Consider the following 22665-nt stretch of genomic DNA (forward strand, 5'->3'; position numbering starts at 1 on the left):
GGAATACAATTGACGGAATTCCCGATGCCTGCCATCCGTTCGGCCGATCAGATCCACGACGCGCTTTCCGCGCAGATCATCGCGGGCACGCTGCGTCCCGGCGACCCGTTGGGAGAGACGACCCTTGCCGCGCGGTTCGGCCTGTCCCGGACCCCGGTGCGCGAGGCGTTGCAGCGGCTGGCGGCCGAGGGGCTGGTCGAGCGCGGCCCGCGCCGGGCCTTCGTCGTGCGACGGATGAGCAGCGACGCCCTGCGCCACCTGTTCGAGGCCCTGGCCGAACTGGAGGCGCTGTGCGCCAGCCTGTCGGCACTGCGCATGACGCCCACCGATCACGCATTGCTGGCCAACATCCTGGACCGCGACGACCTGCCCGGTGCGGATTACGCGCAGGCCAACATGCGGTTCCACGAAACGCTGCGGCGGGGTGCGGGAAACGAGGTTCTGGCCGATCTACTGGCCGATCTGAACCGGCGCAGCCTGCCGTGGCGCAACGCCCAGTTCCAGGTCCGCGCGACCCGCATCGCCACCTCGCGGGCAGAGCACCGCGCGATCCTGGCGGCGATCACGGCGCGCGATGCGGATCGCGCGGCCGACCTGATGCGGGCGCATATGGGCACCTCGCTTGGCGTCATCCTTGAGATGATCGCCGGGCGGGACTGATCCCTATTCCGCGGGCTGAGGCTGGGGTTTGACCACGGGCACGGGCACGTCCCGGCGCCCGATCCGCTCGATCAGCACATAGATGACCGGCGTCAGGAACAGCGTCAGCACGAAGGCCAGCGACAGCCCGCCCACGATGACCGCCCCGATGGCGCGACGGCTTTCCGCCCCTGCCCCCGATGCGGTCGCCAGGGGCACGGCCCCCAGGATCGTGGCGATGGTCGTCATCATCACCGGGCGCAGGCGCGTGACCGCCCCCTCGCGCGCGGCGGTGACCAGATCGCGGCCCTCCTCGCGCAGCTGGTTGGCGAACTCGACGATCAGGATGCCGTTCTTGGCCATGATCCCGATCAGCAGGATCATTCCCACCTGGGAAAAGATGTTGACCGAGGCCCCGGTCAGCAGCAGCGTCGCCACCGCGCCCGCCAACCCCAACGGCACCGTCAGCATGATCGTCAGCGGCGTGCGAAAGCTTTCGAACTGCGCCGCCAGCACCAGGAACACGATCAGCAGCGCCATGCCAAACACCGTGGCGACGCCGCCTTGGTTCTCCTGGTAATCCGCGGCCTGTCCGCGCCAGACCAGCAGCGCGCCGGCGGGCAGTTCGGCGGCGGCCTGTTCCACGATGGCGATGGCACGGGCCAGATCGGTCCCCTCGACCAGATCGGCTTCGGTCGTGACCGAGATCAGCCTGTCGTTCCGGGCGATGGACGGCACCGTGGCCCCGGTCGTCACGTCGGCAAAGGCCGACAGCGGGATCAGGTCGCCCCGCGTGTTGCGGATCAGCACGGACAGCATGTCCTGGACGCTGTCGCGGTCTTCGGGCGCTGCCTGCAGGATCACCGGATACTGGCGGCCGTCGCTGGTGTATTCGCCCACGTTGCGCGACGCGAACAGCACCTGCAGGGTCTGGGCCACGGTTTCGCTGTCCAGGCCCAGGTCCTGGGCGCGGGTGCGGTCGATGTCCAGCGATGCGCCGGGCTGATTGGCGGCATAGTCGACCTCGATCCCGGCAAGGCCGGGGGCGTCGGCCAGGTTCGCGGCCACGGTTTCTGCCCATTCGGCGGCGCGCGCCAGATCGGGGCCGCCGATGGACCAGTTGATGCTGCCGCTGCCGCCGCCAAGGCCTAGGCCGCCCGATGGCCGGATCGAGGTCGAGACCTCGGTCATGGCGGTCAGCTGCGGGCGCAGCTGGGCCATGACCTCGTCCACGGTGACGTCGCGGCTGTCCCAGGGGGCCAGGTTCACGAACAGCATCGCCCGGCGCGAATTCGCGCCCGGACCGATGATGGCGGTGACGTTGTCGACGATCCCCTGATCGCGCAGCGGCTGGATCATCGCCTCGACCTTGCGGGTCGCGGCGTCGGTATAGTCCAGGTTCGACCCCTGCGGCGCGTTCAGCATGATGCGGAAGCTGCCGCGATCCTCATCCGGGGTCAGCTGGCGCGGCAACGCCTGATAGACGGACACTGCCCCCGCGACCAGGAACGCCGTTCCGGCCAGAATCGCCACGGGCCGCGCGATCAGCCGCACCAGAATGCGGTCATAGCCGCGTTCCAGCCAGACGATGGCACGGTTCATGGTGCGGGTCAGCAGGTTCGGACGATCCTCTCGCGGCATCACCATCGCGGCCAGCACCGGCGACAGGGTCAGCGCGACAAGGCCCGACACCGCGACCGCGATGGCCAACACGATGCCGAATTCGGCAAACAGCTGGCCCAGTTCCCCATCCATGAAGCTGACCGGGACAAAGACCGCGATCAGCACGGCGGTAGTGGCGATGACGGCAAAGCTGACCTGCCCCGCGCCCTGCCGCGCGGCCTCGGCCCGGGACTTGCCCATGGCGCGGTGGCGCTGGATGTTCTCCAGCACCACGATGGCGTCGTCCACGACCAGGCCGATGGCCAGGATCAGCGCGAACAGCGTCAGGATGTTGATGGTGAACCCCAGGGCCAGCATCCCCAACGCCGCGCCAAGCGCCGAAACCGGGATGGTCACGATCGGCACCAAGGACAGCCGCATGGACCCCAGGAACAGGAAGATCACCGCGATCACCAAGGCGACGGCCTCCAGGAACACCTTGATGACCTGAGAGATCGAGCTTTCGATGAACACCGCCTCGTCCGTCGTGATGGTCAGCGCCATGCCGTCGGGCAGCGTGGGGCGGATGCGTTCCAGCTCCGCCTTGACGGCGGTCGAGATGGCGACGGTGTTCGACTGCGCCTGCGGCTGGACGCCCAGGCCCAGGGCCACGGTGCCGTTCGCGCGATAGATGGTGGTGGTCTCCTCGGCCCCCTCCTCGATCCGGGCGACGTCGCCCAGGCGCAGCGGGCGCCCCCCTCGTCGCGCAGGACGACCTGGCGGAACACGTCGGGAGAGGTGAACCGTGTCTGCGCCAGCACCTGCAGCTGCCGGGCGCGGTCTCGATCTGGCCCGCGGGCAGTTCGACGTTGTTGGCCTGCAGCGCGCCGATGATGTCGCTGGTGGTGATGCCATAGGCGGCCATGCGCGCCTGATCCAGCCAGATGCGCATCGACGGCGCGCGCTCGCCAAAGACCTGCGCGTTGGCCACGCCCGGCAGGCGGGCCAGGCGGTCGGTGATGAAGCGGCTGGCGTAATCCGACAGTTCCAGCGGGGTCATCGACGGGCTGGACATGGCCAGCCGGATGACCGGGTCGCCCTCGTCGTCGTTCTTCTCCACGCTTGGCGTGTCGGCCCCGTCGGGCAGATCGTTCAGCACCCGTTCGACCGCGGCGCGCACGTCGTTGGCGGCGCTGTCGATGTCGCGGCCTGGATCGAAGGTCAGCACGGTGCGCATCCGGCCCCGGTCGGACGTGGTGCGCATGGCGGTGACGCCGCTGACGCCCGCCAGCCCGCCCTCGATCACCGTGGCCAGCTGGTTGTCCACCACGTCGGGGGCGGCCCCGGTATAGTTCACGCGGACGCTGACCTCTGCCGCCTCGACCGAGGGCAGTTCGCGCACCGGCAGGCGGGTGATGGCCACCGCGCCGATCAGCACGATCAGCAGGTTGATGACGGTCGCGAAGACAGGGCGGCGCAGGGCGAAATCAGGAACGCTCATCCGTCGGCTCCGGTCGGGGGTTCGGCGGCGGCGGTGCGGTCCGGGCGCGGGGTGGCCGTGACGGCCGTGCCCGCGTCGACGCGGTGCAGGTTCGACACGATGATCTGGGTACCCAGATCAAGGCCGGCCAGAACCTCGACCAGACCGTCGGATTGCTGACCCACCTGGATGTTGGCCCAGGCCGCCTCGTTGCCCTGCACGATCAGGACGCGCTGGACATCGCCCTCGACGCTCAGCGCGGATTCGGGGACGGCGGGGCGTTCGCGCTGGTCCAGGACCAGCTCGACCTGCAGGAACATGCCGCCCGTCAGGCGCGGTCGGGGTTGGGCATCTGCGCCCGCAGCGCGATCGACCGCGTGGCCGCATCGACCCGCGTGTCGACCAGGCTGATCGTCGCGTCGAACACCCGGTCGGGCCAGGCCGAGGAGCGCAGCTGCACCCCCTGGCCCACCGCCAGGCGTGGCAGCAGCGTTTCGGGAACGCCGAAATCGATCTCGATCACCTCGAGGTCGTCCAAGGTGGCGATGGGGGTGCCGCTGTCCAGCATCTGCCCCTCGACCAGGTCGGTCAGGCCGATGACGCCGGAAAACGGCGCGCGCAGCAGCCGGTCCTCCAGCACCACCTGGGCGCGGTCGCGTTCGGCCTGGGCGCGCAGCTGGGCCGCGCGGGCGGTCTGGAACGCGGCGTCCGACGACGACCCGCTGGCGTTCAATTGTTCCTGGCGGGCGAATGCGGCGTCGGCCTCGGCCAGGGTCGCCTCGGCGGCGGCCAGATCGGCCTGTTCGGCGCGATCGTCCAGTTCCAGCAGGACGTCGCCGCGTTCGACCTGCGCGCCGGGGCGGAACGCGATGCGGGTGATGCGGCCGCTGGCCTCGGGCATCAGATCGACGGCGCTGCGCGCGCGCGCGGTGCGACCGCGCGGACGCTGTCGACGAAACGGGCGGTCTGGACGGCCACGGTCTCGACCGGGACGGCCTCTCCGGGGGCGTCGGACGGGCCGCGGGCCAGCTCGGGTTCGGTCAGCAGGCGATCCGACAGCGTCATGCCCCCGGCGGCCGCGGCGATGATCACGATGGCACCGATGGTCGCCTTGACGAAGCGCATGGTCTGTATTCTCCCGTGTCGGGCCTGGGGTCGGTCGGCCGCCTGCCGCCCTTGCCGCCGGGCAGTGCTGCGCGCAGATTGCCCCTTGGTGCGCATCGCGCAACTGATAATCCCGTGTAAAGGCCTGAAAACGGCGCCGCTGCCCCCTGACGGGGCACGAGGCCCGCTCCCCGAAAGGATCCCCGATGGGTACCCCAGACGACCTGACCCTGGCGATCGACGCCGCCCACGCCGCCGGAGAGCTGTTGCGCGCGCACTGGAACGACCGCGACCTGCTGACTATCGACGCCAAGCGGCAGGGCGACTTCGTGTCGCAGGCCGACCATCAGTCCGAGGCGCTGCTGCGCGACCGCCTGCTGGGCGCGAACCCCACCGACGGCTGGCTGGGAGAGGAGACCGACGCCGTCCCCGGCCACCGCCGCTGGATCGTGGACCCGCTGGACGGCACCACGAACTTTCTGCGCGGCATCGCGCATTGGGCGGTGTCGATCGCGCTGGAACAGGACGGGCAGCTGGTGCTGGGCGTGATCCACGATCCGCTGAAGGGAGAGACGTTCAGCGCCATGACAGGGTCGGGGCTGCAGCTGAACGGCCGCCGCTTGGACCCCGCCGCGCCGCCGGGCTTTGACGCGGCGCTGTTCGGGACCGGCCTGCCGTTCGGCAACATGCCCCATATCGACGATCACGCCGCCGATCTGGCGCGGGTGCTTCCGGGCACGGCGGGGGTGCGGCGCATGGGAGCGGCCGCGCTGGACCTGGCCTATGTCGCCGCAGGACGCCTGGACGGGTTCTGGGAGCGCCGCCTGCGCCCGTGGGACATCAGCGCCGGGCTGGTCCTTGTGCGCGAGGCCGGGATGCGGGTCGAGGGCTGGACCTCTGACGAACGCCCCGAGGAGACCGGCACCGTCATCACCGCCCCGCCCGCGATCTTCGACCGGCTGGCTGCGACCCTGCGCGCGGGCGGCTAGGCGAGCCGCGCATACAGGTCGCCAGACCCGCCCTGCGCGTCCAGCCCCGACAGCCAGGCGCGCGCGGCATCCGCTTCGCGCCAGTCGTCCCACAGGAAGCCCCCCGCCTCTCCGGTGACGGGGTTGAAGCGGTACTGGCCCAGATCGTCCAGCCGGTCGATCACCGCCAGCGTCCGGTCGCGGAACGCGGGCAGGTATTCGACCGACAGCATCGGCACCGGCTGGCCCAGGCCGGACAGGACGTCCAGCTCGAACCCCTCGACGTCGATCTTGACGAAATCCGGCAGGCCGTGGGCCGCGATCAGCGCGTCCATGGTGGTCATCCGCACCTCTTGGCTGCGGTCCCACCGGACATGTTCGAAACCGGGCGCATCGGCGGCCTCGGCCGCAAAACTTGTGCTCAGCGACGACACGGTCGGGTGCAGCGACGACACCGCCATGCGGGCCACCGTCTCCGTCGGACCGACAGCCTTTTGCACCAGCACGATGTCGCGCGGCAGGCTGCGGCGCAGGAAGCCCGCGAACGGCTCCTGCGGCTCGCAGGCGACGACGCGGCGCCGGCGGCCCGCATGGCGCGGGCCCGGCTGCCCACATGCGCGCCGATGTCGAAGGCCAGGTCGCCCGGCTGCAACAGCCGGCCATAGAACGCCCGCAACTGCCTGCGCCGCAGCGGGTTGTAATAGATGGCAAGCGACCGGATCAGCCCCAGATAGGCACGCAGTTGCATCGGGTATCCTCAGGTTTGAACCCGGCCAGCCTAGGGCCACCGAGCCGCCGCGTCCAGAAACGCACGACCGGGCAGATGGCCGCACCTGGCTTTGCGACATTCTGCCACAACGCTGCAACCTTCGCGGAACTGCTACGTGTTTCAAGGCGTTGCGACAGACGTGACACCCAGTTTCCGGGACGAAGGTTGACCAATGCACGTATTTCCCCCGATTACCCCCGCTGCGCTTTCGGTCACCGCGACCGGTGATCCGCTGGCGCTGCGCATGGCGGAACGGGTCGCGCGCATGGTGTCCGACCTCAGGCTGGGCCTGCCCGTCGTGCTGCTGGGCGAACCCGCCGCGGCGATGATTCTGCCGGTCGAGACGCTGTCCCCCGAACGCTTTGCCGCCTTGGGCGCCGGAGGCGAGCTGGTCCTGACCGCCCGCCGGGCCGAGGCGCTGCGCCATCGTCCGCAGGAAGGAGAGGTCGCCCTGATCCCCGTTCCCGCAGCGCGCGGTTGGACTGGATCCAGGCGCTGGCTGACCCATCGCGCCAGATGCCCGCATCCGCCGCCCTGCCCCAAGCCCCGCAGCACGCACCCACCGTTCTGCACCGCGCCGCGATCCGGCTGGTCAAGGCGGCCGAACTGCTGCCCGCGGTGCTGGTCGTGACCGGCCCCGACATGGTCGAGACAGCCCTGCGCAACGATCTTGGCATCCTGTCCGCGGAAGACGTGCTGAACCAGATCCTGCTGCCCCGCGACCCGCGCCCGGTGTCGGATGCGCGCGTGCCCATGCTGGCGGCGCGGAACGGACGGCTGCACGTGTTCCGCGCGCCCGATGGCGGTCCCGAACATTATGCGGTCGAGGTTGGCACCCCGGACCGCAACCAGCCCGTGCTGGTGCGCCTGCATTCGGCCTGTTTCACCGGCGACGTGCTGGGCAGCCTGAAATGCGACTGCGGCCCGCAGCTGCAGGCCGCCCTGCGCGCGATGGAGGCCAACGGAACCGGCGTTCTGCTGTATCTAAATCAGGAGGGTCGCGGCATCGGGTTGGCCAACAAGATGCGCGCCTACAGCCTGCAGGATCAGGGTCTGGACACGGTCGAGGCCAACCACCGCCTTGGCTTTGAGGATGACGAACGCGATTTCCGCACCGGCGCCGCGCTGCTGCGCCAGATGGGCATCGGCCGCGTGCGTCTGATGACCAACAACCCCGCCAAGATCGCCCGCCTGGACAGCGAGGGCATCGAGGTGGTCGAACGGGTCGAACTGAAGGTCGGTCGCGGCCCTGAAAACACCCGCTATCTGGACACCAAGGCGCGCAAGTCGGGACATCTGCTGGCATGACGGCCCGCGCACTCTGGTGCACCGCACCGGGAAAGGCGCAGGTGCGCCCCGCACAGACCGTTGACGGCGTCCATGTTCGCAGCCTGTTTTCCGGCATCAGCCGTGGCACGGAGCGTCTGGTCCTGTCTGGCAAGGTGCCTGCCAGCGAACATGACCGCATGCGCGCGCCCTTTCAGGAGGGTGATTTCCCTTTCCCGGTCAAATATGGCTATGCCAATGTCGGCCAGGTGACCGAAGGCGTGCTGGCCGGTCGCCATGTTTTTTCCCTGTTTCCTCACCAGACCGAATTCCGCCTGCCCGAGGATGCGCTGATCCCGCTGCCCGACGCCCTGCCGCCGGAACGCGCGATCATGGCCGCCAACATGGAAACCGCGCTGAACATCCTGTGGGACAGCGGCGCGGGCGCGGGCGACCGCATTGCCGTTGTCGGTGGCGGGCTGGTCGGGCTGCTGACGGCATATCTGGCCGCCCGCCTGCCGGGGGCAGAGGTGACGGTGATCGACCCCCTGCCCGACCGCGCCGCCATCGCCCGCGACTTGGGCTGTACGTTTGCGGACCCCGACGACGCGCCCGGCGATCAGGACGTGGTGATCCACACCAGCGCATCGCAGGCCGGACTGGTCTTGGCCCTGTCGCTGGCCGGACCCCAAGCTACCATCGCCGAGGCCAGCTGGCACGGCGCCGAACAGGTGGCCCTTCCCCTGGGCGGCGCGTTCCACAGCCGCCGCCTGCGCATCGTCAGCACCCAGGTGGGCAGTATCCCGCCCGACCGCGCGCCGCGCTGGACCTATCGCCGCCGTCTGACCAAGGCGCTGGACCTGCTGTGCGACGCGCGGCTGGACGCGCTGATCTCGGGGCAGACGGCATTTGCCGATCTGCCCGACGCCTATCCCGGCATCCTGGCGGACCCCGCCACGCTGTGCCACCGCATCGCCTATTGACCCATCTGGAGACACCATGTTCGCCGTCGAAGTCCGAGACCACATCATGATCGCCCATTCCTTCCCCTCGCCGACCTTCGGTCCGGCACAGGGGGTGCATGGCGCGACCTTCACCGTCGATTGCGCCTTCTTCGCGGCCGAGATGGATCACGAAAGCCTGGTCGTCGACATCGGCCTTGCGACCGAGGCGCTGGCCGAGACGCTGGCCCCCCTGCGCTATAAGAACCTGGACGAAATTCCTGAATTCAAAGGGAAAATGACGACCACAGAATTCCTGTGCAAGCATATCTTCGACCAGATGGCCGCAACCGTGCGCGCCGGCGGGCTCAAGGATGGCGGCCGCGTGAAAAAGCTGCGCGTGCTGCTGCATGAAAGCCACATGGCCCGCGCCTGGTACGAAGGGGACATCTGAGCATGGGGTTTTCGGCGGAATGGCTGGGCCTGCGCGAACCTGCCGACATGGCCGCCCGCGACGCGACCCTGCTGGCGCAGGCGGCGGTTCTGGCGGGGTCTGACCCGGTCGTGCTTGATTTGGGATGCGGCACCGGATCGACCTGCGCACGCTTGGGCCGCATCTGCCGGATAACGCCCGTTGGCATCTGGTCGACAACGACACCGCCCTGCTGGACCGCGCCGCGACCGAGGCACCGGGCCGCGCGACCGTCCACCAGTTGGACCTGCGCGACCTTGACGGCCTGCCGCTGAACGGCGTGAGTCTTGTCACGGCATCGGCCCTGCTGGACCTGATGCCCGCCGACTGGATCGCGGCGCTGGCGGCACGGTTGGCCGATGCCGGCGTGCCGTTCTATGCCGCGCTGTCCTATGATGGCATCATGACATGGGACCCGGCGCTGCCCCGCGATGTCGACGTGACGCGCGCGTTCAACGACCATCAGCGCGGCGACAAGGGGCTTGGCCCCGCGCTTGGGCCAGATGCCGCCGTGCAGGCCGCGCAGATCTTTCGCGATGCCGGGTTCGACGTCCATACCGGCCAAAGCCCGTGGCGGATCGGGCCCGATCAGGCACCGCTGCACCGCGCGCTGGTTCAGGGCATTGCCGATGCCGCGTCCGAGACGGGCCTGTCCGTGGCCACCGATTGGGGTCGCAGTCGGGCCGCCATGGCAGGCGACAGCCGCGTCCTGATCGGGCATCATGACATGCTGGCCCTGCCCCCCGGCATGGCCTGACACCCAGAGGAGGATCGCCCATGCACGCCGTCGACGTAACCCCTCGGGTCTGGGACCGGCTTCTGTCGGTCCGCACCGGTCAAGCCTGCGCCTGCTGCGGGCGGTTCACGCCGGGCGAACGCGCGGCGCTGGACCTCTACGGTCCCGTGGCACGGCGCGACCTGGGGCCGGTGACCATCGCCCAGATCGGCCAGTCGCTGGACGGGCGCGTGGCCACCGCCACGGGTGACGCCCGCGACGTGTCCGGCCCCGAGGGGCTGGCCCATCTGCACCGCCTGCGCGCGTTGGTCGATGGCGTGGTGATCGGGGTCAAGACCGCCCTGCACGATCAGCCGCGCCTGACCGTGCGCCTGTGCAGCGGCCACAACCCGGCGCGCATCGTCATCGATCCGCGCGGGCGGTTGCCCGACGACGCGCCGGTTCTGGCCGCCGATGGCGCGCGGCGGATCATCGTCACCAGCACCGATCGCCCCCGTGCGCCGGGGATCGAGGTCCTGCGCCTGCCCGCCCCGGACGGTCGCCTGGACCCCGCGCTGGTGCTGGAGGGGTTGCGCAACATCGGCTTGGGGTCGCTGCTGATCGAGGGGGGCGGCATCACCATCACCGGCTTTCTGGAGGCGGGCCTGCTGGACCGGTTGCAGGTTTCCATCGCGCCGCTGATCATCGGGGCCGGGCCGCAGGGCCTGACCAGCCTGTCCCCGGTGGACAAGCTCAAGGATGCGCTGCGCCCGGAAACGCGCGTCTTTGGCATGGGCAGCGATATCGTGTTCGACTGCGCCTTTGGCGATCAGGCCGCGCGCGCGGTTCTGCCGCTGCATGTGGCGCAACCGCTGGCTACTGCCGCCAGCTGAATGTGCCCTCGCCCAGTGCCGGGGCCGCACCTTGGGCGACGGTCGCGCTGCGCGACAGGGTGATGGGGGTGCGCAACCCCGCTATCCCTTCAGGGGCGACGACCATGCCACGCGCCTGAACCTGCGGATCGGACAATGCCTCTGACACGCGGTTGATCGGCCCGGCAGGTACCCCCGCCGCCGTCAGCGTTGCGATCAGGTCAGCCCGGTCGCGCGTGGCCATGACCCGCGCCAGGGTCGCGCACAGGGCATCCCGTCCCGCCACCCGCTGCGCATTGCTTGCCAGCGTCGGGTCATCCGCCAGCGCGGGAAGGTCCAACGCCAGGCACAGCGCGCGAAACTGACGGTCATTGCCGCAGGCCACGATCAGATGCCCGTCCTGCGCCGGAAACACCTGATAGGGCACGATATTCGGATGGGCGTTGCCCAGACGCGCGGGCTCCACCCCGCCCAGCAGGTGGTTCGCCGCCTGATTGGCCAGCACCCCAACCGCGCAATCGAACAACGCCAGGTCGACCTGCTGCCCCCGCCCCGAGCGCGCCCGTTCCGCCAGCGCCGCCTGGATGCCGATGACGCCATAAAGTCCGGTAAAGATGTCGATCCAGGCGACGCCGACCTTCTGCGGATCGCCCAATGGGTCGCCGGTCAGCTCCATGATGCCGCCCATGCCCTGGATCATGAAATCATATCCCGGCTGGCTTGCCCGCGGCCCGGTCTGCCCGAACCCGGTGACCGAGGCATAGACCAGCCGCGGATTGCGCGCCGACAGCGTCGCATAGTCCAGCCCGAACCGCGCCAGACCGCCCACCTTGAAATTCTCGATCACCACATCCGCGCCGTCGATCAGCGCCCGCAGGCGGTCCAGGTCGCCCGCATCGTTGAAGTCGCAGGTGACGCTGGTCTTGCCGCGATTGGTGGCGTGGAAATACGCGGCGACCGTTTCCACCGTGCCGTCGGCGCGGGGGCGGTCGATGAAGGGCGGGCCCCAACGGCGCGTGTCGTCGCCTTCGGGGGATTCGACCTTGATGACCTCGGCCCCCAGATCGGCCAGGGTCTGGCCGATCCAGGGACCGGCCAGGATGCGCGCCAGTTCGACGACGCGCAGGCCGGACAGCGGGCCTTCAGGCAAAGGCCTGCAGCCCCGTCTGCGCGCGGCCCAGGATCAGGGCGTGGACGTCATGCGTGCCCTCATAGGTGTTCACCGTCTCCAGGTTCTGGGCATGGCGCATGACGTGGTATTCGGCCTGGATGCCGTTGCCGCCATGCATGTCGCGCGACATCCGCGCGATATCCAGCGCCTTGCCACAGTTGTTGCGCTTGATGATGGAAATCATCTCGGGCGCAAAGCGGCCCTGATCCATCAGCCGACCGACGCGCAAGCTGGCCTGCAGGCCCAGGGCGATCTCGGTCTGCATGTCGGCCAGTTTCTTCTGGAACAGTTGCGTCGCGGCCAGGGGGCGGTTGAACTGCTTGCGGTCCATGCCGTAGCGATGCGCGCGGAACCAGCAATCCTCGGCAGCCCCCATCACGCCCCAGCTGATGCCGTAACGCGCGCGGTTCAGACAGCCGAAGGGGCCTGACATGCCGCTGACATTGGGCAGCAGCGCGTCCTCGGGCACCTCCACGTTCTCCATCACGATCTCGCCGGTGATGGACGCCCGCAGGGACAGCTTGCCTCCGATCTTGGGCGCGCTGAGGCCCTTCATGCCCTTTTCCAGGATGAACCCGCGGATCTTCCCGCCATGCGCCTCGGACTTGGCCCAGACCACGAAGACATCCGCGATCGGGCTGTTCGAGATCCACATCTTGGCGCCGTTCAGGACATAGCCGCCATCGGTCTTGACCGCGCGGGTCTTCATGCCTGCGGGGTCAGAGCCTGCATCCGGTTCGGTCAGGCCGAAACAGCCGATCCACTCGCCGGATGCCAGCTTGGGCAAGTATTTCATCCGCTGGTCTTCGGACCCATAGGCATGGATCGGGAACATCACCAGGCTGGACTGCACCGACATCATCGACCGGTATCCGCTGTCGATCCGCTCGACCTCGCGCGCGACCAGCCCGTAGGCGACGTAGCCCGCGCCGACCCCGCCATATTCCTCGGGGATGGTCACGCCCAGCAGACCGCTGGCGCCCATCTCGCGGAAAATCTCGGGGTCGGTCTGTTCGTTCAGATAGGCGTCGGTGACCCGCGGGGCCAGCTTGTCGGCGGCGAAGGAGGCGGCCGTCTCGCGGATCATGCGTTCGTCCTCATCCAGCTGATCGTCCAGCAGAAAGGGGTCCTCCCAGGCAAAGGCCGTGCCCTTGTGATCGACGGTTGTCTTGTCCAGCATGGCGTTGGGTCCTGCATGTGATGACTGTTGCCCACAGGGTAACGCAGCTTGGCCCGGGTGAAAAACGCTATTTCCTCATGGGTTCATGCATTCTATGAATGAACCCATGCGCCACGCCGGTTCCTGCCCAGCCTGTCCCAGCTGATCGCCTTCGAGGCGGTCATGCGCCACCGATCCGTCACCGCCGCCGCGGACGAACTGCACCTGACGCAAAGCACCGTCAGCCGGCTGGTCGCGTCGCTGGAACGGCAGCTGGGCAAGGCGCTGTTCACCCGCGACCGCAAGCGCCTGACACCCACCCCCGAGGCCGTCACCTATGCCGCGTCGATCACCCAGGGGCTGGACGTGATCCAGCGCGCCAGCATGGGGCTGATCGCCAATCCGGGCGGTGGCGTGCTGTCGCTGTCGGTGCTGCCGACATTCGCCACGCGCTGGCTGGCGCCGCGGATCGGGCAGTTCCTGTCGGACAATCCCGGCATCTCGATCAACCTGTCGACCAAGATCCAGCGCTTCAGTTTTGCCAGCGAAGCCTTTGATGCGGTGATATATTTCGGCCAGCCGGATTGGCCCGACGCGCATCATCTTCGGCTGTTCGACGAACGGCTGACGGCGTGCGCGTCCCCCGACACGTTGGCGCGTCACCCGGTGGCGCGGCCGTCAGACATGGCGGGCCTGCCGCTTTTGCAGCTGGAGACGCGGCCGTCGGGCTGGGCCGCGTGGTTCGAGGCCCAGGGGGGCACGCCGCCCGCGGTGTCGGGGATGGTGATGGACCAGTTCTCGATGATGATCCAGGCGGCGATCGCCGGGCTGGGGGTGGCGCTGCTGCCCAGCTATCTGGCCCAGCCGGAGATCGACGAGGGCCGCCTGCAGCCCATCCTGCGCGCGGGCGTTCCCGGCGAGGGGGCCTATTGGCTGGCTTGGCCCGACAGGCGGCAGGGCGATCCCGCCTTTGCGCGGTTCCGCGCCTGGATCGCCGATCAGGTCACGCGGGCGTAAGCTCGACGATCGCCTCGATCTCGACCAGCGCGTTGGCGGGCAAGGACGCCACGTTGACGGCAGTGCGGGCATGGCGGCCCGCATCGCCCCAAAGGTCGATGAACAGCTGTGATGCGCCGTTCACCACCGCCGGTCCGTCACCATAGCCCGGCGGCGCGGCGACGAACCCGCCCAGCCGGCTCACCTGGGACACCCGCGACAGCACCCCGCCACCGCGCGGATCGAAAACAGCAGGTTCAGCGCACACATCCGCGCCGCGGCCTGCCCGTCGGCCATGTCAAAGCCGGGACCGATGGGGCCGAAATACTGCGGCACCCCCTCCCATTCGCAGATCTGGCCGGACAGGAACAACAGGTTGCCGCTGATCTTGCCGGGCAGGAACAGCGCCCGCGACGGGGCGGAGGGGGGCAGCGCGTGGCCCAGTTCGGCGAGGCGCTCCTCTATGGGACAGGTCATGCGGCCTCCTGCGGTTGGCGGGCCAGCTGGCAGGCCAGCGCGATCAGCGACAGGTCGGATCCGCGCGGCCCGATCAGCGACAGGCCGAACGGCGCGCCGTCGACCGTTCCGGCGGGAAACACCACCTGCGGCAGCCGCGCCATGCCGGCCACGCACAACAGCCGCTGCGCATCGTGGCGGAAGCTGTCAAAGACCGCCTCAGGGGCGTCCAGCCGGAAGGGCGCGTCATGCACGACCGGGGCCAGCAGGACGCCATTCGCGCCCAGCAGGGCGTCCATGTGGTGCGCGAACCCCTCGCGCGCGGCGCGGCCCTGGGCGATCTGATCGGGGGTCAGCGCCTCGGCCGCGTCGGCGCGACCATCGATGCCGCGCACCAGCGGCATCCGCGACCCGCGGATGAACGGCAGGATGGTTTCGCGCGCATCCGCCATCACCGCGGTCAGGAATGTCGCATAGGCCGCGTCCACCCCGTCGGGATAGACCGTCACCGGACGCGCGGGAAGATGCCCGAACCCCGCCTGCCAGACCGCCCGCGCCTCGGGCCCCAGCAGGGCCAGCATGTCGGTGGGCACCATCAGGTCGGGCACGGTCAGGGGGGCTGCATCCGCGACCAGCACGGCGGCGGCGCGGGCCAGCACCGCGCCGTCGCGCGCAAACAGGCCGCAAGCGTCGAAACTGGGCGCCAGCGCCATCGCGCCGTCCATCGGGATCAGGCCGTGGGTCGGTCGCCACCCCCATGTCCCGCAAAAGCCGGCAGCGCCCGCACCGACCCGCCGGTGTCGGAGCCGATGGCGATGTCGGCCAGCCCGCCCGCCACCGCGACCGCCGACCCCGACGACGACCCGCCGGGGATCCGGTCGGGGGCGGCCGGGTTCACCGGCGTGCCGAAATGGGCGTTCATGCCGTACATGGACCACGCCAGTTCGTCCGTGTGGACCTTGCCCACAAACTCCGCACCCGCGTCCAGCAGGCTTTGCACGCAAGGCGCCGTGGCGTGATGGACCGGGCTTGCGGCCAGATACAGCGGGCACCCCGCCCCGGTGCGGTATCCGGCGACGTGATAGATGTCCTTGACCGCCAGGGTCAGGCCCGACAGCGGGCCTTGGGCCGCATGCGGGACCGGGACGGGCGGATAGGGCAGAAAGGCGTGCCAAGGGTCGGTCATGATCTACTCTGCGGCAAGGGTTTCGCCTGCGCGCAGGCAGGCCACGCGCCGGCGGGGGCCGGGCGTCAGGACGGGCGGCAGCGCCTGCCGGCAGGCGGGCAGCGCCATCGGACAGCGCGGTGCGAACGAACAGCTGTCCGGCCGCACCTCCAGCGACGGGGGCGCGCCGGGGATCGCGTCCAGCCGCGCACCCCGCGCCACGTCATGCAGGTTCGCCGCCAGCAGCCCTTGGGTATAGGGGTGGCGCGGGTTGCGGATGACCTCGTGCGTGGTGCCCTCCTCGACGATCTGGCCGGCATACATGACCGCGATGCGCTCCGAGATTTCGACCGCCACGCCGATGTCATGGGTGACGAAGATCACCCCCATGCCGAATTCGCGCTGCAGTTCGCGCAGCAGCAGCAGGATCTGGATCTGCACGGTCGCGTCCAGCGCGGTCGTCGGCTCGTCCGCCAGCAGCAGGCGCGGACGGCACGCCAGCGCCAGCGCGATCATCACCCGCTGCCGCATGCCCCCCGACAGTTCGTGCGGATAGTTGGCCAGCCTCCGTTTCGGCGACGGGATGCGCACGCGCTGCAGCATGTCCAGCGCCACGTCCATCGCGTTCTCTCGGGACAGGCCCTTGTGGCGCATCACCGTCTCGGCAATCTGCTGCCCCACGGTATAGACCGGGTCCAGCGCCAGGCCGGGGTCCTGAAACACCATCGACACGTCGCCCCCGCGATAGGACCGCAGCGCCCGCCCCGACAGGGTCATGATGTCGGTCCCGTCAAAGCGAATGTCGCCAGACAGGTCCGTGCGTTTTTCCTTCAGCAGGCGCAGCAGGGTCTTGAGCGTGACGCTTTTGCCCGATCCGCTTTCGCCCAGCAGGGCCAGCGTTTCGCCCGGCATCAGCGTCAGGGACAGGTCGTTGATGGCATGGACAGTCCGCGCGCCCTTGAAGCGCACATCCAGATTGTCGATCTGCAGCAGCGGCGTCATGCGGGCACCCCCTGTCCGGCGCGCGGATGGCCGGATGCCGGGTCGTGCAGGTGGCAGGCGACCCAATGCGGCGACCCGGCGACCATCGGCCCCAAGGCGGGGTGGCGGGTCTTGCAGACGTCGGCGGCGAACGCGCAGCGGGTGTGGAACCGACAGCCCGGCGGCGGGTCGATCGGGTTCGGTGGATCGCCGGTCAGGGGCGGCTTCTGCGTGCGGTTGTCCGGGTCCATCGACGGCATCGCGGAAAACAGCGACCGGGTATAGGGATGGGCCTGTTCGGCCCAGATCATGTCGACCGGGGCCAGTTCCACGACCTCTCCCAGATACATGACCAGGATGCGGTCCGAGATATAGCGTACCACATTCAGGTCATGGCTGATGAAGATATAGGTCAGCCCGAACTCCGCGCGCAGGTCCGACAGCAGGTTCAGGACCTGCGCTTCGACCGACTTGTCCAGTGCAGACACGGCCTCGTCCAGGACCACCACCTTGGGCGACATGACCAGCGCGCGGGCGATGTTGATGCGCTGGCGCTGTCCGCCCGACAGTTCGTGCGGATAGCGGCCCGCGAACCGATCGGGGTCCAGCCCCACCCGCGCCATCAGGCGCCGCGCCCGTCCCACCGGATCGTCCAGGCCCTGGACGCGCGCGCCGAACGCGATGCTGTCCAGGATGGTCATGCGCGGGTTCAGCGATGCATAGCTGTCCTGGAACACCATCTGGATGTCGCGGCGCAGCGCGCGCAGGCTGATGTCACGGCCAAGCGACTTGCCGTCCAAGTCGATGTCGCCCTCGTCCCGGTCGACCAGCCCGATCAGCAGCTTGGCGGTCGTGGATTTCCCGCAACCGGATTCGCCGACGATGCCCAGGGTTTCGCCCGCGCGGACGTCGAAGCTGACGCCATCCACGGCCTGCACCATCGCCTGGGTGCGGCCCAGGATGCCGCCCTTGATGGGAAAGTGCTTCTTCAGTTCGCGCACGCTCAGCAGGGGTTTGTCAGTCGCGGACATTCATCGCACTCCTCAAACCGTCGCTGAGCAGATTGAGGCACAGCGAGGTGGCAAAGATCATCACCCCCGGCAGCGCCGCCAGCCACGGGTTCACATAGATGGCCGACCGCAGCGTGTTCAGCATCAGCCCCCATTCGGGTTCGGGCGGGCGCACGCCGATGCCCAGAAACGACAGCCCCGCCGCCAGGATCATGCAGACGGATGTCAGTGAGGTCGCATAAACGAAGATCGGCGACAGCACGTTTCCGATCACATGCACCCGGATCACCGTCAGCGCATTGGCCCCCGACGCCCGCGCCGCGTCGATATAGTCCAGGGACCGCACGCCGGATGTCACCGCCTCGGCCACGCGGGTCACGGGCGGGATGAACACGATGGTCAGTGACACGAGGCTGTTCAGCACCCCCGCGCCCAGGGCGCCAGAGATCGCGATCGCCAGCAGGACCGAGGGAAAGGCAAAGAACACGTCCACGACGCGCATGATGATCGTGTTGGTGATGCCGCCGACATAGCCCGCGATGATCCCCAACGTGCCGCCGATGAAGAACGCCAGCACCACCGGCATCAGCCCGATGAACAGCGTCAGGCGACCGCCATAGATCAGCCGGGACAGCATGTCGCGGCCCTGTTCGTCCGTGCCCAGCAGGTGGCCGGGCGTACCGGGGGCGGCAAGCCGCGCGATCATGCTGCCCTGATAGGGGTCGGCCAGACCCAGCCACGGCGCGAACACCGCCGACAGGACCAGCGCGGCCAGAATGACTGCGCAGATCATCGCGACCGGGTCGCGCTTCAGGCGGGACAGCACGCCCGACCAGTACCCGCGCTGCGCGGGGGGGACGACGGGAATGTCGGTGGTCACCTGCACCATGCGCTCAGCTCCTTTTCACGCGGGGGTCGATGGCGGCCTGGGCCACATCGACGATCAGGTTCATGCCGACGAAGAACATGGCCAGCACCAGGATCGTGCCCTGCAACAGCGGCAGGTCGCGCTGAAAGATCGCGTTGGACAGCAGGAACCCCGACCCGGGCCAGTTGAACACCGTCTCGATCAGGATCGACCCGCCCAGCAGATAGCCCAGCTGCAGCCCCATCACCGACAGCGCGGTGGCGGCGGCGTTGCGGGCCACATGGCGCAGCACGTCGCCGCGGCTGAGGCCCTTGGCATACAGCGCGGTGACGAAATCCATCGACAGGATGTCGCCCGCCAGCGCCCGCACGGTGCGAGCGACGATGCCGATGGGCACCACCGCCAGCGTCACCGCGGGCAGGACCAGATGACGCATATGCGCCCAGTCCCAGTGCCAGTCCTGCGAGCCGCCCGGACCCGCGCCCATCGACGGCAGCCAGCCCAGATTGACCGAAAAGATGATGACCAGCACGATCCCCAGCCAATAGTTCGGCACCGACACCCCGGTGATCGACAGCGCCGTCACCGCCCGGTCCAGCAGGGTGTCGCGGTAATAGCCCGCCAGGAACCCCAGGAACGTGCCGATCGGGAACGCGATCACCGCCGCCGCCGCCGCCAGCAGCAGCGAATTGCCGACCGCGCCGAACACCTCGTCCGCGACAGGGCGACCCGACGCGATGGAGCGGCCCATCTCTCCCTGCAGCAGGTTGCCGATCCAGATCAGGTATTGGACCGGGACCGGCTTGTCCAAACCATAGGCCGCGCGCATCGCGGCCTGCTGTTCGGCGGTGGCGTCGACCGGCATGATGGCCGTCAGCGGATCGCCCGGCGCGATCTGCACCAGCGCGAAACACACGACCGACACCCCGAAGGCCACCGGCAGCACCAGGATCAGGCGTCTGAGGAAATAGCTGAGCACGGCATGCGTCCCTGGCTTGGCCGCACCCGCACGGGGCGCGGCCGGTTGCGGATCACTCGGCCATCGTGATGGACGAGAAGTTCAGGTACCAGTTCTGCGGCTGCACGAACCCCTGCACCTTGGGCGACATGGCCCGCGGCGCGACGTCATGCGTGACCATCAGGAACAGCGCATCATCGACGAATTTCTCGTGCGTGCGGGCCATTACTGCGTCCTGTTCGGCGGGGTCGAAGGTGGTCTTGATCTCTTCGAACAGGCCCTGCATGTCCTCGTCGCAGTAATGCCCCCAGTTGGTGCCGTTGGGCGCCACCAGGTCGCAATCCAGGTGCCGAATGAAACCGGTGAACGGGTCCTGGATGAAATAGGTGAAGTTGATCGACTGCGACCCCTCGACCGACGGATCGGCGGCGCCCGCGCGCCACAGGTTGATCATCTGGTTCCATTCGACGACCATGAACTCGACGTCGATCCAGGCTTGCGCCAGCGACTGCTGGATGTATTCGTTCATCGGCAGCGGCAGCATCTGTCCCGACCCGGACGGAGAGATCAGCGCCTTGACCGACAGGCGGTTGTCGGGGCCGAACCCGGCCTCGGTCATCAGGGCCTGCGCGGCCTCCAGGTCATAGGTGATGTCGAAATCGGGTTCGCCGAACCACTGCGATTCCGGCGGCACAAAGCCCTTGGCCGGGATCATCAGCCCGCCCAGCAGCGCGCCCATCGCCTCGCGGTCGATGGCCAGGTTCGCGGCCTTGCGCACGCGGATGTCGTTCCAGGGCGATCCTTCGGTGCGCGACAGGTGCCAGGTCCAGTTGTGGGGCAGCGCGTTCTGGGTGATGGCAAAACCGTTGCCCTGCATCGCGGGAATGGTGTCGGGGGCCGGCGCCTCGATCCAGTCGACCTGCCCCGACATCAGCGCCGCCGAGCGGGCGTTCGATTCCGGCAGCGGGATCAGCACCAGCCGGTCCAGCTTGGGGATGCGGGTGTCGTCCCAGTAATCGGCAAAGGGCACCAGTTCGGCCCGTTCGCGCGGCACGAATGATTCCATCATCCACGGCCCGGTGCCCGACGGCTTGGCCGCGACCTGTTCCCAATCCTTGCCCAGGGCCTCCCAGTTGGCCTTGGACGACATCATCACCCAAGCCAGCTGATAGGGCAGCGTCGCGTCGGGTTCGGTCGTGATGATCTCCAGCGTCAGGTCGTCCACGGCGCGATAGCTGGCGATGGCCGGAATGCGCGACTTGCCCTGCGCGGACTGGCGCGGGTCGTATTGTTCGGCGGACTCGTCCAGCAGCTTGTCCAGGTTCCAGACGACGTTTTCGGCGTTGAACGGGCTGCCGTCGTGGAACGTCACCCCCTCGCGCAGGGTGAAGGTCCAGCGGGTGCGGTCGGCCTCGTCGGCCTCCCATGCGGTGGCCAGCCCCGGCACTAGCGCGGACGGGCCGTCGCCCTGCGTCAGGTCCCAGTTGATCAGCGCATCATAGACCGTATAGCCGATGAAGCGCATCCCCTCGCCGCCCTGATCGGGCTGGCCGGTGGTCAGGGGAATGTCGGCGGCGGTCATGCCGATGCGCAGCGTGCCTTGCGCCATCGCCGCAGGTCCGGCCAGCACCGCCACCGAAAGTGCCAATGCGGCGATGCCTTTTCTCAGATCAAGCACGGTCGTTCTCCCCTGTTGGCCGGGGACGTTGCTGCCCCGAATTGGGGTCACCTTTGACCGGGTCGGCGGGGATGCGCAGCGGCGGGCGATCATCGCACGGGGGTCGGCGCACGAAAAACCCATGCGATGCACGCGCAGCGGTCAGATTGCTGACAATTCCTGCACGCAATGTTTTTCGCGGCCGCCGACGGGGTTTCGGGATGGACAGGACGGCGGGCCGCGGGTCACAGGCGCAGGATGATCCTGCTGGCGAATCCCAATGCGAACCCGGCCACGACCGTGGCGATGTGCGCGATTGCCGCGCCCTGGCTGCCGGGCGTGCAGGGATGGACGGCCCCCACCGGACCGCAGGTGATCGTCACGCCCGAACAGTTGGACCGCGCAGCCGACGGCATCGCGGCGTTGCAGCTGCCCGCGGGGTGCCGCGGCGTGATCGTGGCGGCATTCGGCGATCCGGGGGCGACCCTGCTGGCGGGACGGCTGTCGGTGCCGGTAATCGGCATCGGCGCCGCGGCGGCGCTGGCGGCGGCGCAGGGTGGGCGGGCCTTCGCGGTGGCGACCACCACACCAGCCCTGCGGGACCGGATCGACGCGCTGATGCAGGAACAGCCCGGCTATCTGGGCTGTCACATGACGGACGGCCCGAACGTGATGAACGATCCCGACGCGCTGGACCGGGCCCTGCTGGACGCGGTGAGGCGCGCCGCCGCGGCAGGGGCGCAGGCGGTGATCATCGGCGGCGGACCCTTGGCGCAGGCGGCGGTCAGACTGGCGCCGCTGTCGCCCGTGCCGCTGATCCAGCCCGTCCCCGAGGCCGCCCGCGCCATGGCACGGCTGCTGCGCGGCTGAGGTTACAGATCCTCGATCCGCACATGGGCGCGGGTGCCGCCAAGCGACTGGAACGCTCGCTGACGGCAGGTCAGGACCAGCACCTGCTGGTCTGCCGCGACGCGGTGCAGGGCGGTGAACATCGCCTCGATCCGGTCGTCGTCGGTATGGACCAGCGCGTCGTCCAGGATCACTGGGACCGGCCGCCCGGCCTGCGCGAAGAGGCGCGCAAAGGCCAGCCGCGTCAGGATCGCCACCTGTTCGCGCGTGCCGCCCGACAGGATGTCCAGCGCCTCGGCCTGGCCGTCGCGGGTCAGGGCGTGGGGCAACAGGGTCTGGTCGTCGATCTGCAGCGCCGCGCCCGGATGCAGGATCGCCAGCAGCGGCTGCAACTCGCGCACGACCGGCTTGAAATAGGCGTCGCGCTGGCGCGTCCGCGCCTGTTCCAGCGTGTCGCGCAACCGCGTCAGGGCGGCCATCTCGGCCCCATAGCGGTCGGCGCGGGCCTGCGCCTCGGCGCGCTGGCCGGACAGCTCGTCCAACGTCTCCTCGATCCCCTCCTCGGCC

At 69.0% G+C, this 22665-nt stretch carries 25 protein-coding genes and 2 pseudogenes; 9 read left to right on the plus strand and 18 right to left on the minus strand.

The features are described 5' to 3' along the window. The first annotated feature begins 24 nt into the window (after positions 1-24). Positions 25-660 carry a GntR family transcriptional regulator gene (locus tag TY51_RS07870; protein ID WP_042248030.1) on the plus strand — a complete coding sequence of 212 codons (636 nt, stop codon included), beginning with the start codon at positions 25-27 and terminating at the stop codon, positions 658-660. A gap of 3 nt (positions 661-663) precedes the next feature. On the opposite strand, the gene TY51_RS07875 is transcribed toward TY51_RS07870, so the two are convergent. From TY51_RS07875 to TY51_RS20220, 5 genes and pseudogenes are all read right to left on the minus strand, one after another. Next, the gene (locus TY51_RS07875) at positions 664-3156 is read right to left on the minus strand and encodes an efflux RND transporter permease subunit (protein WP_081994802.1); all 2493 of its coding nucleotides are present in this window, start codon (positions 3154-3156) and stop codon (positions 664-666) included. Further along, positions 3140-3742 (minus strand): annotated as a pseudogene (locus tag TY51_RS23995) (efflux RND transporter permease subunit); the annotation flags it as partial. The pseudogene TY51_RS23995 and the gene TY51_RS07875, both read right to left, overlap by 17 nt. Then, positions 3739-4041: a hypothetical protein gene (locus TY51_RS20215; RefSeq protein WP_052649942.1), complete on the minus strand. Its 303-nt coding sequence runs from the start codon at positions 4039-4041 to the stop codon at positions 3739-3741. The gene TY51_RS20215 and the pseudogene TY51_RS23995, both read right to left, overlap by 4 nt. Positions 4042-4049: 8 nt before the next feature. Then, positions 4050-4622 carry an efflux RND transporter periplasmic adaptor subunit gene (locus TY51_RS07880; RefSeq protein ID WP_052649944.1) on the minus strand — a complete coding sequence of 191 codons (573 nt, stop codon included), beginning with the start codon at positions 4620-4622 and terminating at the stop codon, positions 4050-4052. Further along, positions 4622-4846 (minus strand): hypothetical protein, encoded by a 225-nt coding sequence (locus tag TY51_RS20220; protein ID WP_052649946.1) that lies wholly within the window; start codon positions 4844-4846, stop codon positions 4622-4624. The genes TY51_RS07880 and TY51_RS20220 overlap by 1 nt, the downstream gene beginning before the upstream one ends. A gap of 185 nt (positions 4847-5031) precedes the next feature. Between TY51_RS20220 and TY51_RS07885 the strand changes: the two genes are divergently transcribed. Next, positions 5032-5814: an inositol monophosphatase family protein gene (locus tag TY51_RS07885; protein ID WP_042248033.1), complete on the plus strand. Its 783-nt coding sequence runs from the start codon at positions 5032-5034 to the stop codon at positions 5812-5814. On the opposite strand, the gene TY51_RS07890 is transcribed toward TY51_RS07885, so the two are convergent. Then, entirely contained in the window at positions 5811-6641 is an 831-nt protein-coding gene (locus tag TY51_RS07890) for an FkbM family methyltransferase (RefSeq protein WP_231558960.1), read from the minus strand. The genes TY51_RS07885 and TY51_RS07890 overlap by 4 nt on opposite strands. A gap of 165 nt (positions 6642-6806) precedes the next feature. On the opposite strand from TY51_RS07890, the pseudogene ribA reads away from it, so the two are divergent. From ribA to TY51_RS07915, 5 genes and pseudogenes are all read left to right on the plus strand, one after another. Then, a pseudogene (ribA, locus tag TY51_RS07895) lies at positions 6807-7870 on the plus strand (GTP cyclohydrolase II). Between the two features lie 41 nt (positions 7871-7911). After that, a complete protein-coding gene (locus TY51_RS07900; RefSeq protein WP_307535550.1) occupies positions 7912-8811 on the plus strand; it encodes a zinc-binding alcohol dehydrogenase in 900 nt (299 codons plus the stop codon). Between the two features lie 16 nt (positions 8812-8827). Continuing rightward, positions 8828-9223: a 6-carboxytetrahydropterin synthase gene (locus TY51_RS07905; protein WP_042248039.1), complete on the plus strand. Its 396-nt coding sequence runs from the start codon at positions 8828-8830 to the stop codon at positions 9221-9223. A 124-nt stretch (positions 9224-9347) separates the two neighbouring features. Beyond that, positions 9348-9998: a class I SAM-dependent methyltransferase gene (locus TY51_RS07910; protein WP_231558961.1), complete on the plus strand. Its 651-nt coding sequence runs from the start codon at positions 9348-9350 to the stop codon at positions 9996-9998. 20 nt (positions 9999-10018) lie between these two features. After that, entirely contained in the window at positions 10019-10849 is an 831-nt protein-coding gene (locus tag TY51_RS07915; protein ID WP_042248042.1) for a RibD family protein, read from the plus strand. On the opposite strand, the gene TY51_RS07920 is transcribed toward TY51_RS07915, so the two are convergent. Both TY51_RS07920 and TY51_RS07925 read right to left on the minus strand, forming a co-directional pair. Beyond that, complete coding sequence (locus TY51_RS07920; protein ID WP_042248046.1) at positions 10833-11978, minus strand: CaiB/BaiF CoA-transferase family protein; 1146 nt, start codon at positions 11976-11978, stop codon at positions 10833-10835. The two genes, TY51_RS07915 and TY51_RS07920, sit on opposite strands and share 17 nt — an antisense overlap. Then, positions 11971-13179, minus strand: a complete 1209-nt coding sequence (locus TY51_RS07925; protein WP_042248048.1) for an acyl-CoA dehydrogenase — start codon at positions 13177-13179, stop codon at positions 11971-11973. The genes TY51_RS07920 and TY51_RS07925 overlap by 8 nt, the downstream gene beginning before the upstream one ends. 123 nt (positions 13180-13302) lie before the next feature. On the opposite strand from TY51_RS07925, the gene TY51_RS07930 reads away from it, so the two are divergent. Next, positions 13303-14175 carry a LysR substrate-binding domain-containing protein gene (locus tag TY51_RS07930; RefSeq protein ID WP_373960523.1) on the plus strand — a complete coding sequence of 291 codons (873 nt, stop codon included), beginning with the start codon at positions 13303-13305 and terminating at the stop codon, positions 14173-14175. Here the strand turns inward: TY51_RS07930 and TY51_RS23285 are convergent. From TY51_RS23285 to TY51_RS07965, 9 genes are read right to left on the minus strand one after another with little or no spacing between them, the layout of a single operon-like run. Beyond that, entirely contained in the window at positions 14162-14359 is a 198-nt protein-coding gene (locus TY51_RS23285) for a RidA family protein (RefSeq protein ID WP_231558962.1), read from the minus strand. The genes TY51_RS07930 and TY51_RS23285 overlap by 14 nt on opposite strands. Further along, the gene (locus tag TY51_RS23290) at positions 14356-14631 is read right to left on the minus strand and encodes a RidA family protein (protein WP_231558963.1); all 276 of its coding nucleotides are present in this window, start codon (positions 14629-14631) and stop codon (positions 14356-14358) included. The genes TY51_RS23285 and TY51_RS23290 overlap by 4 nt, the downstream gene beginning before the upstream one ends. Then, the gene (locus tag TY51_RS23295; RefSeq protein WP_307535559.1) at positions 14628-15323 is read right to left on the minus strand and encodes a hypothetical protein; all 696 of its coding nucleotides are present in this window, start codon (positions 15321-15323) and stop codon (positions 14628-14630) included. Before TY51_RS23295 ends, TY51_RS23290 begins: the two co-directional genes overlap by 4 nt. Positions 15324-15340: 17 nt before the next feature. Continuing rightward, the gene (locus TY51_RS23300; protein WP_231558965.1) at positions 15341-15796 is read right to left on the minus strand and encodes an amidase family protein; all 456 of its coding nucleotides are present in this window, start codon (positions 15794-15796) and stop codon (positions 15341-15343) included. 3 nt (positions 15797-15799) lie between these two features. Beyond that, on the minus strand, positions 15800-16777 hold the full coding sequence (locus TY51_RS07945) for an ABC transporter ATP-binding protein (protein ID WP_042248052.1): 978 nt from the start codon (positions 16775-16777) through the stop codon (positions 15800-15802). After that, positions 16774-17787, minus strand: a complete 1014-nt coding sequence (locus tag TY51_RS07950) for an ABC transporter ATP-binding protein (protein ID WP_042248055.1) — start codon at positions 17785-17787, stop codon at positions 16774-16776. Before TY51_RS07950 ends, TY51_RS07945 begins: the two co-directional genes overlap by 4 nt. Next, positions 17774-18655, minus strand: coding sequence for an ABC transporter permease (locus TY51_RS07955; protein WP_042248060.1), 882 nt, complete (start codon positions 18653-18655; stop codon positions 17774-17776). The genes TY51_RS07950 and TY51_RS07955 overlap by 14 nt, the downstream gene beginning before the upstream one ends. Before the next feature lie 4 nt (positions 18656-18659). Further along, positions 18660-19613, minus strand: a complete 954-nt coding sequence (locus TY51_RS07960) for an ABC transporter permease (protein ID WP_042248063.1) — start codon at positions 19611-19613, stop codon at positions 18660-18662. A 52-nt stretch (positions 19614-19665) separates the two neighbouring features. Beyond that, positions 19666-21270, minus strand: coding sequence for an ABC transporter substrate-binding protein (locus tag TY51_RS07965; RefSeq protein WP_307535568.1), 1605 nt, complete (start codon positions 21268-21270; stop codon positions 19666-19668). A 237-nt stretch (positions 21271-21507) separates the two neighbouring features. On the opposite strand from TY51_RS07965, the gene TY51_RS07970 reads away from it, so the two are divergent. Next, complete coding sequence (locus TY51_RS07970; RefSeq protein WP_042248066.1) at positions 21508-22119, plus strand: aspartate/glutamate racemase family protein; 612 nt, start codon at positions 21508-21510, stop codon at positions 22117-22119. Between the two features lie 2 nt (positions 22120-22121). Here TY51_RS07970 and TY51_RS22565 read toward each other — a convergent pair. Then, on the minus strand, positions 22122-22665 hold a 544-nt coding region (locus TY51_RS22565; protein WP_042248069.1), incomplete at its 5' end, for a hypothetical protein.

Source organism: Paracoccus sp. PAMC 22219, from assembly GCF_000787695.1.
Taxonomy (GTDB): Bacteria; Pseudomonadota; Alphaproteobacteria; order Rhodobacterales; family Rhodobacteraceae; genus Paracoccus.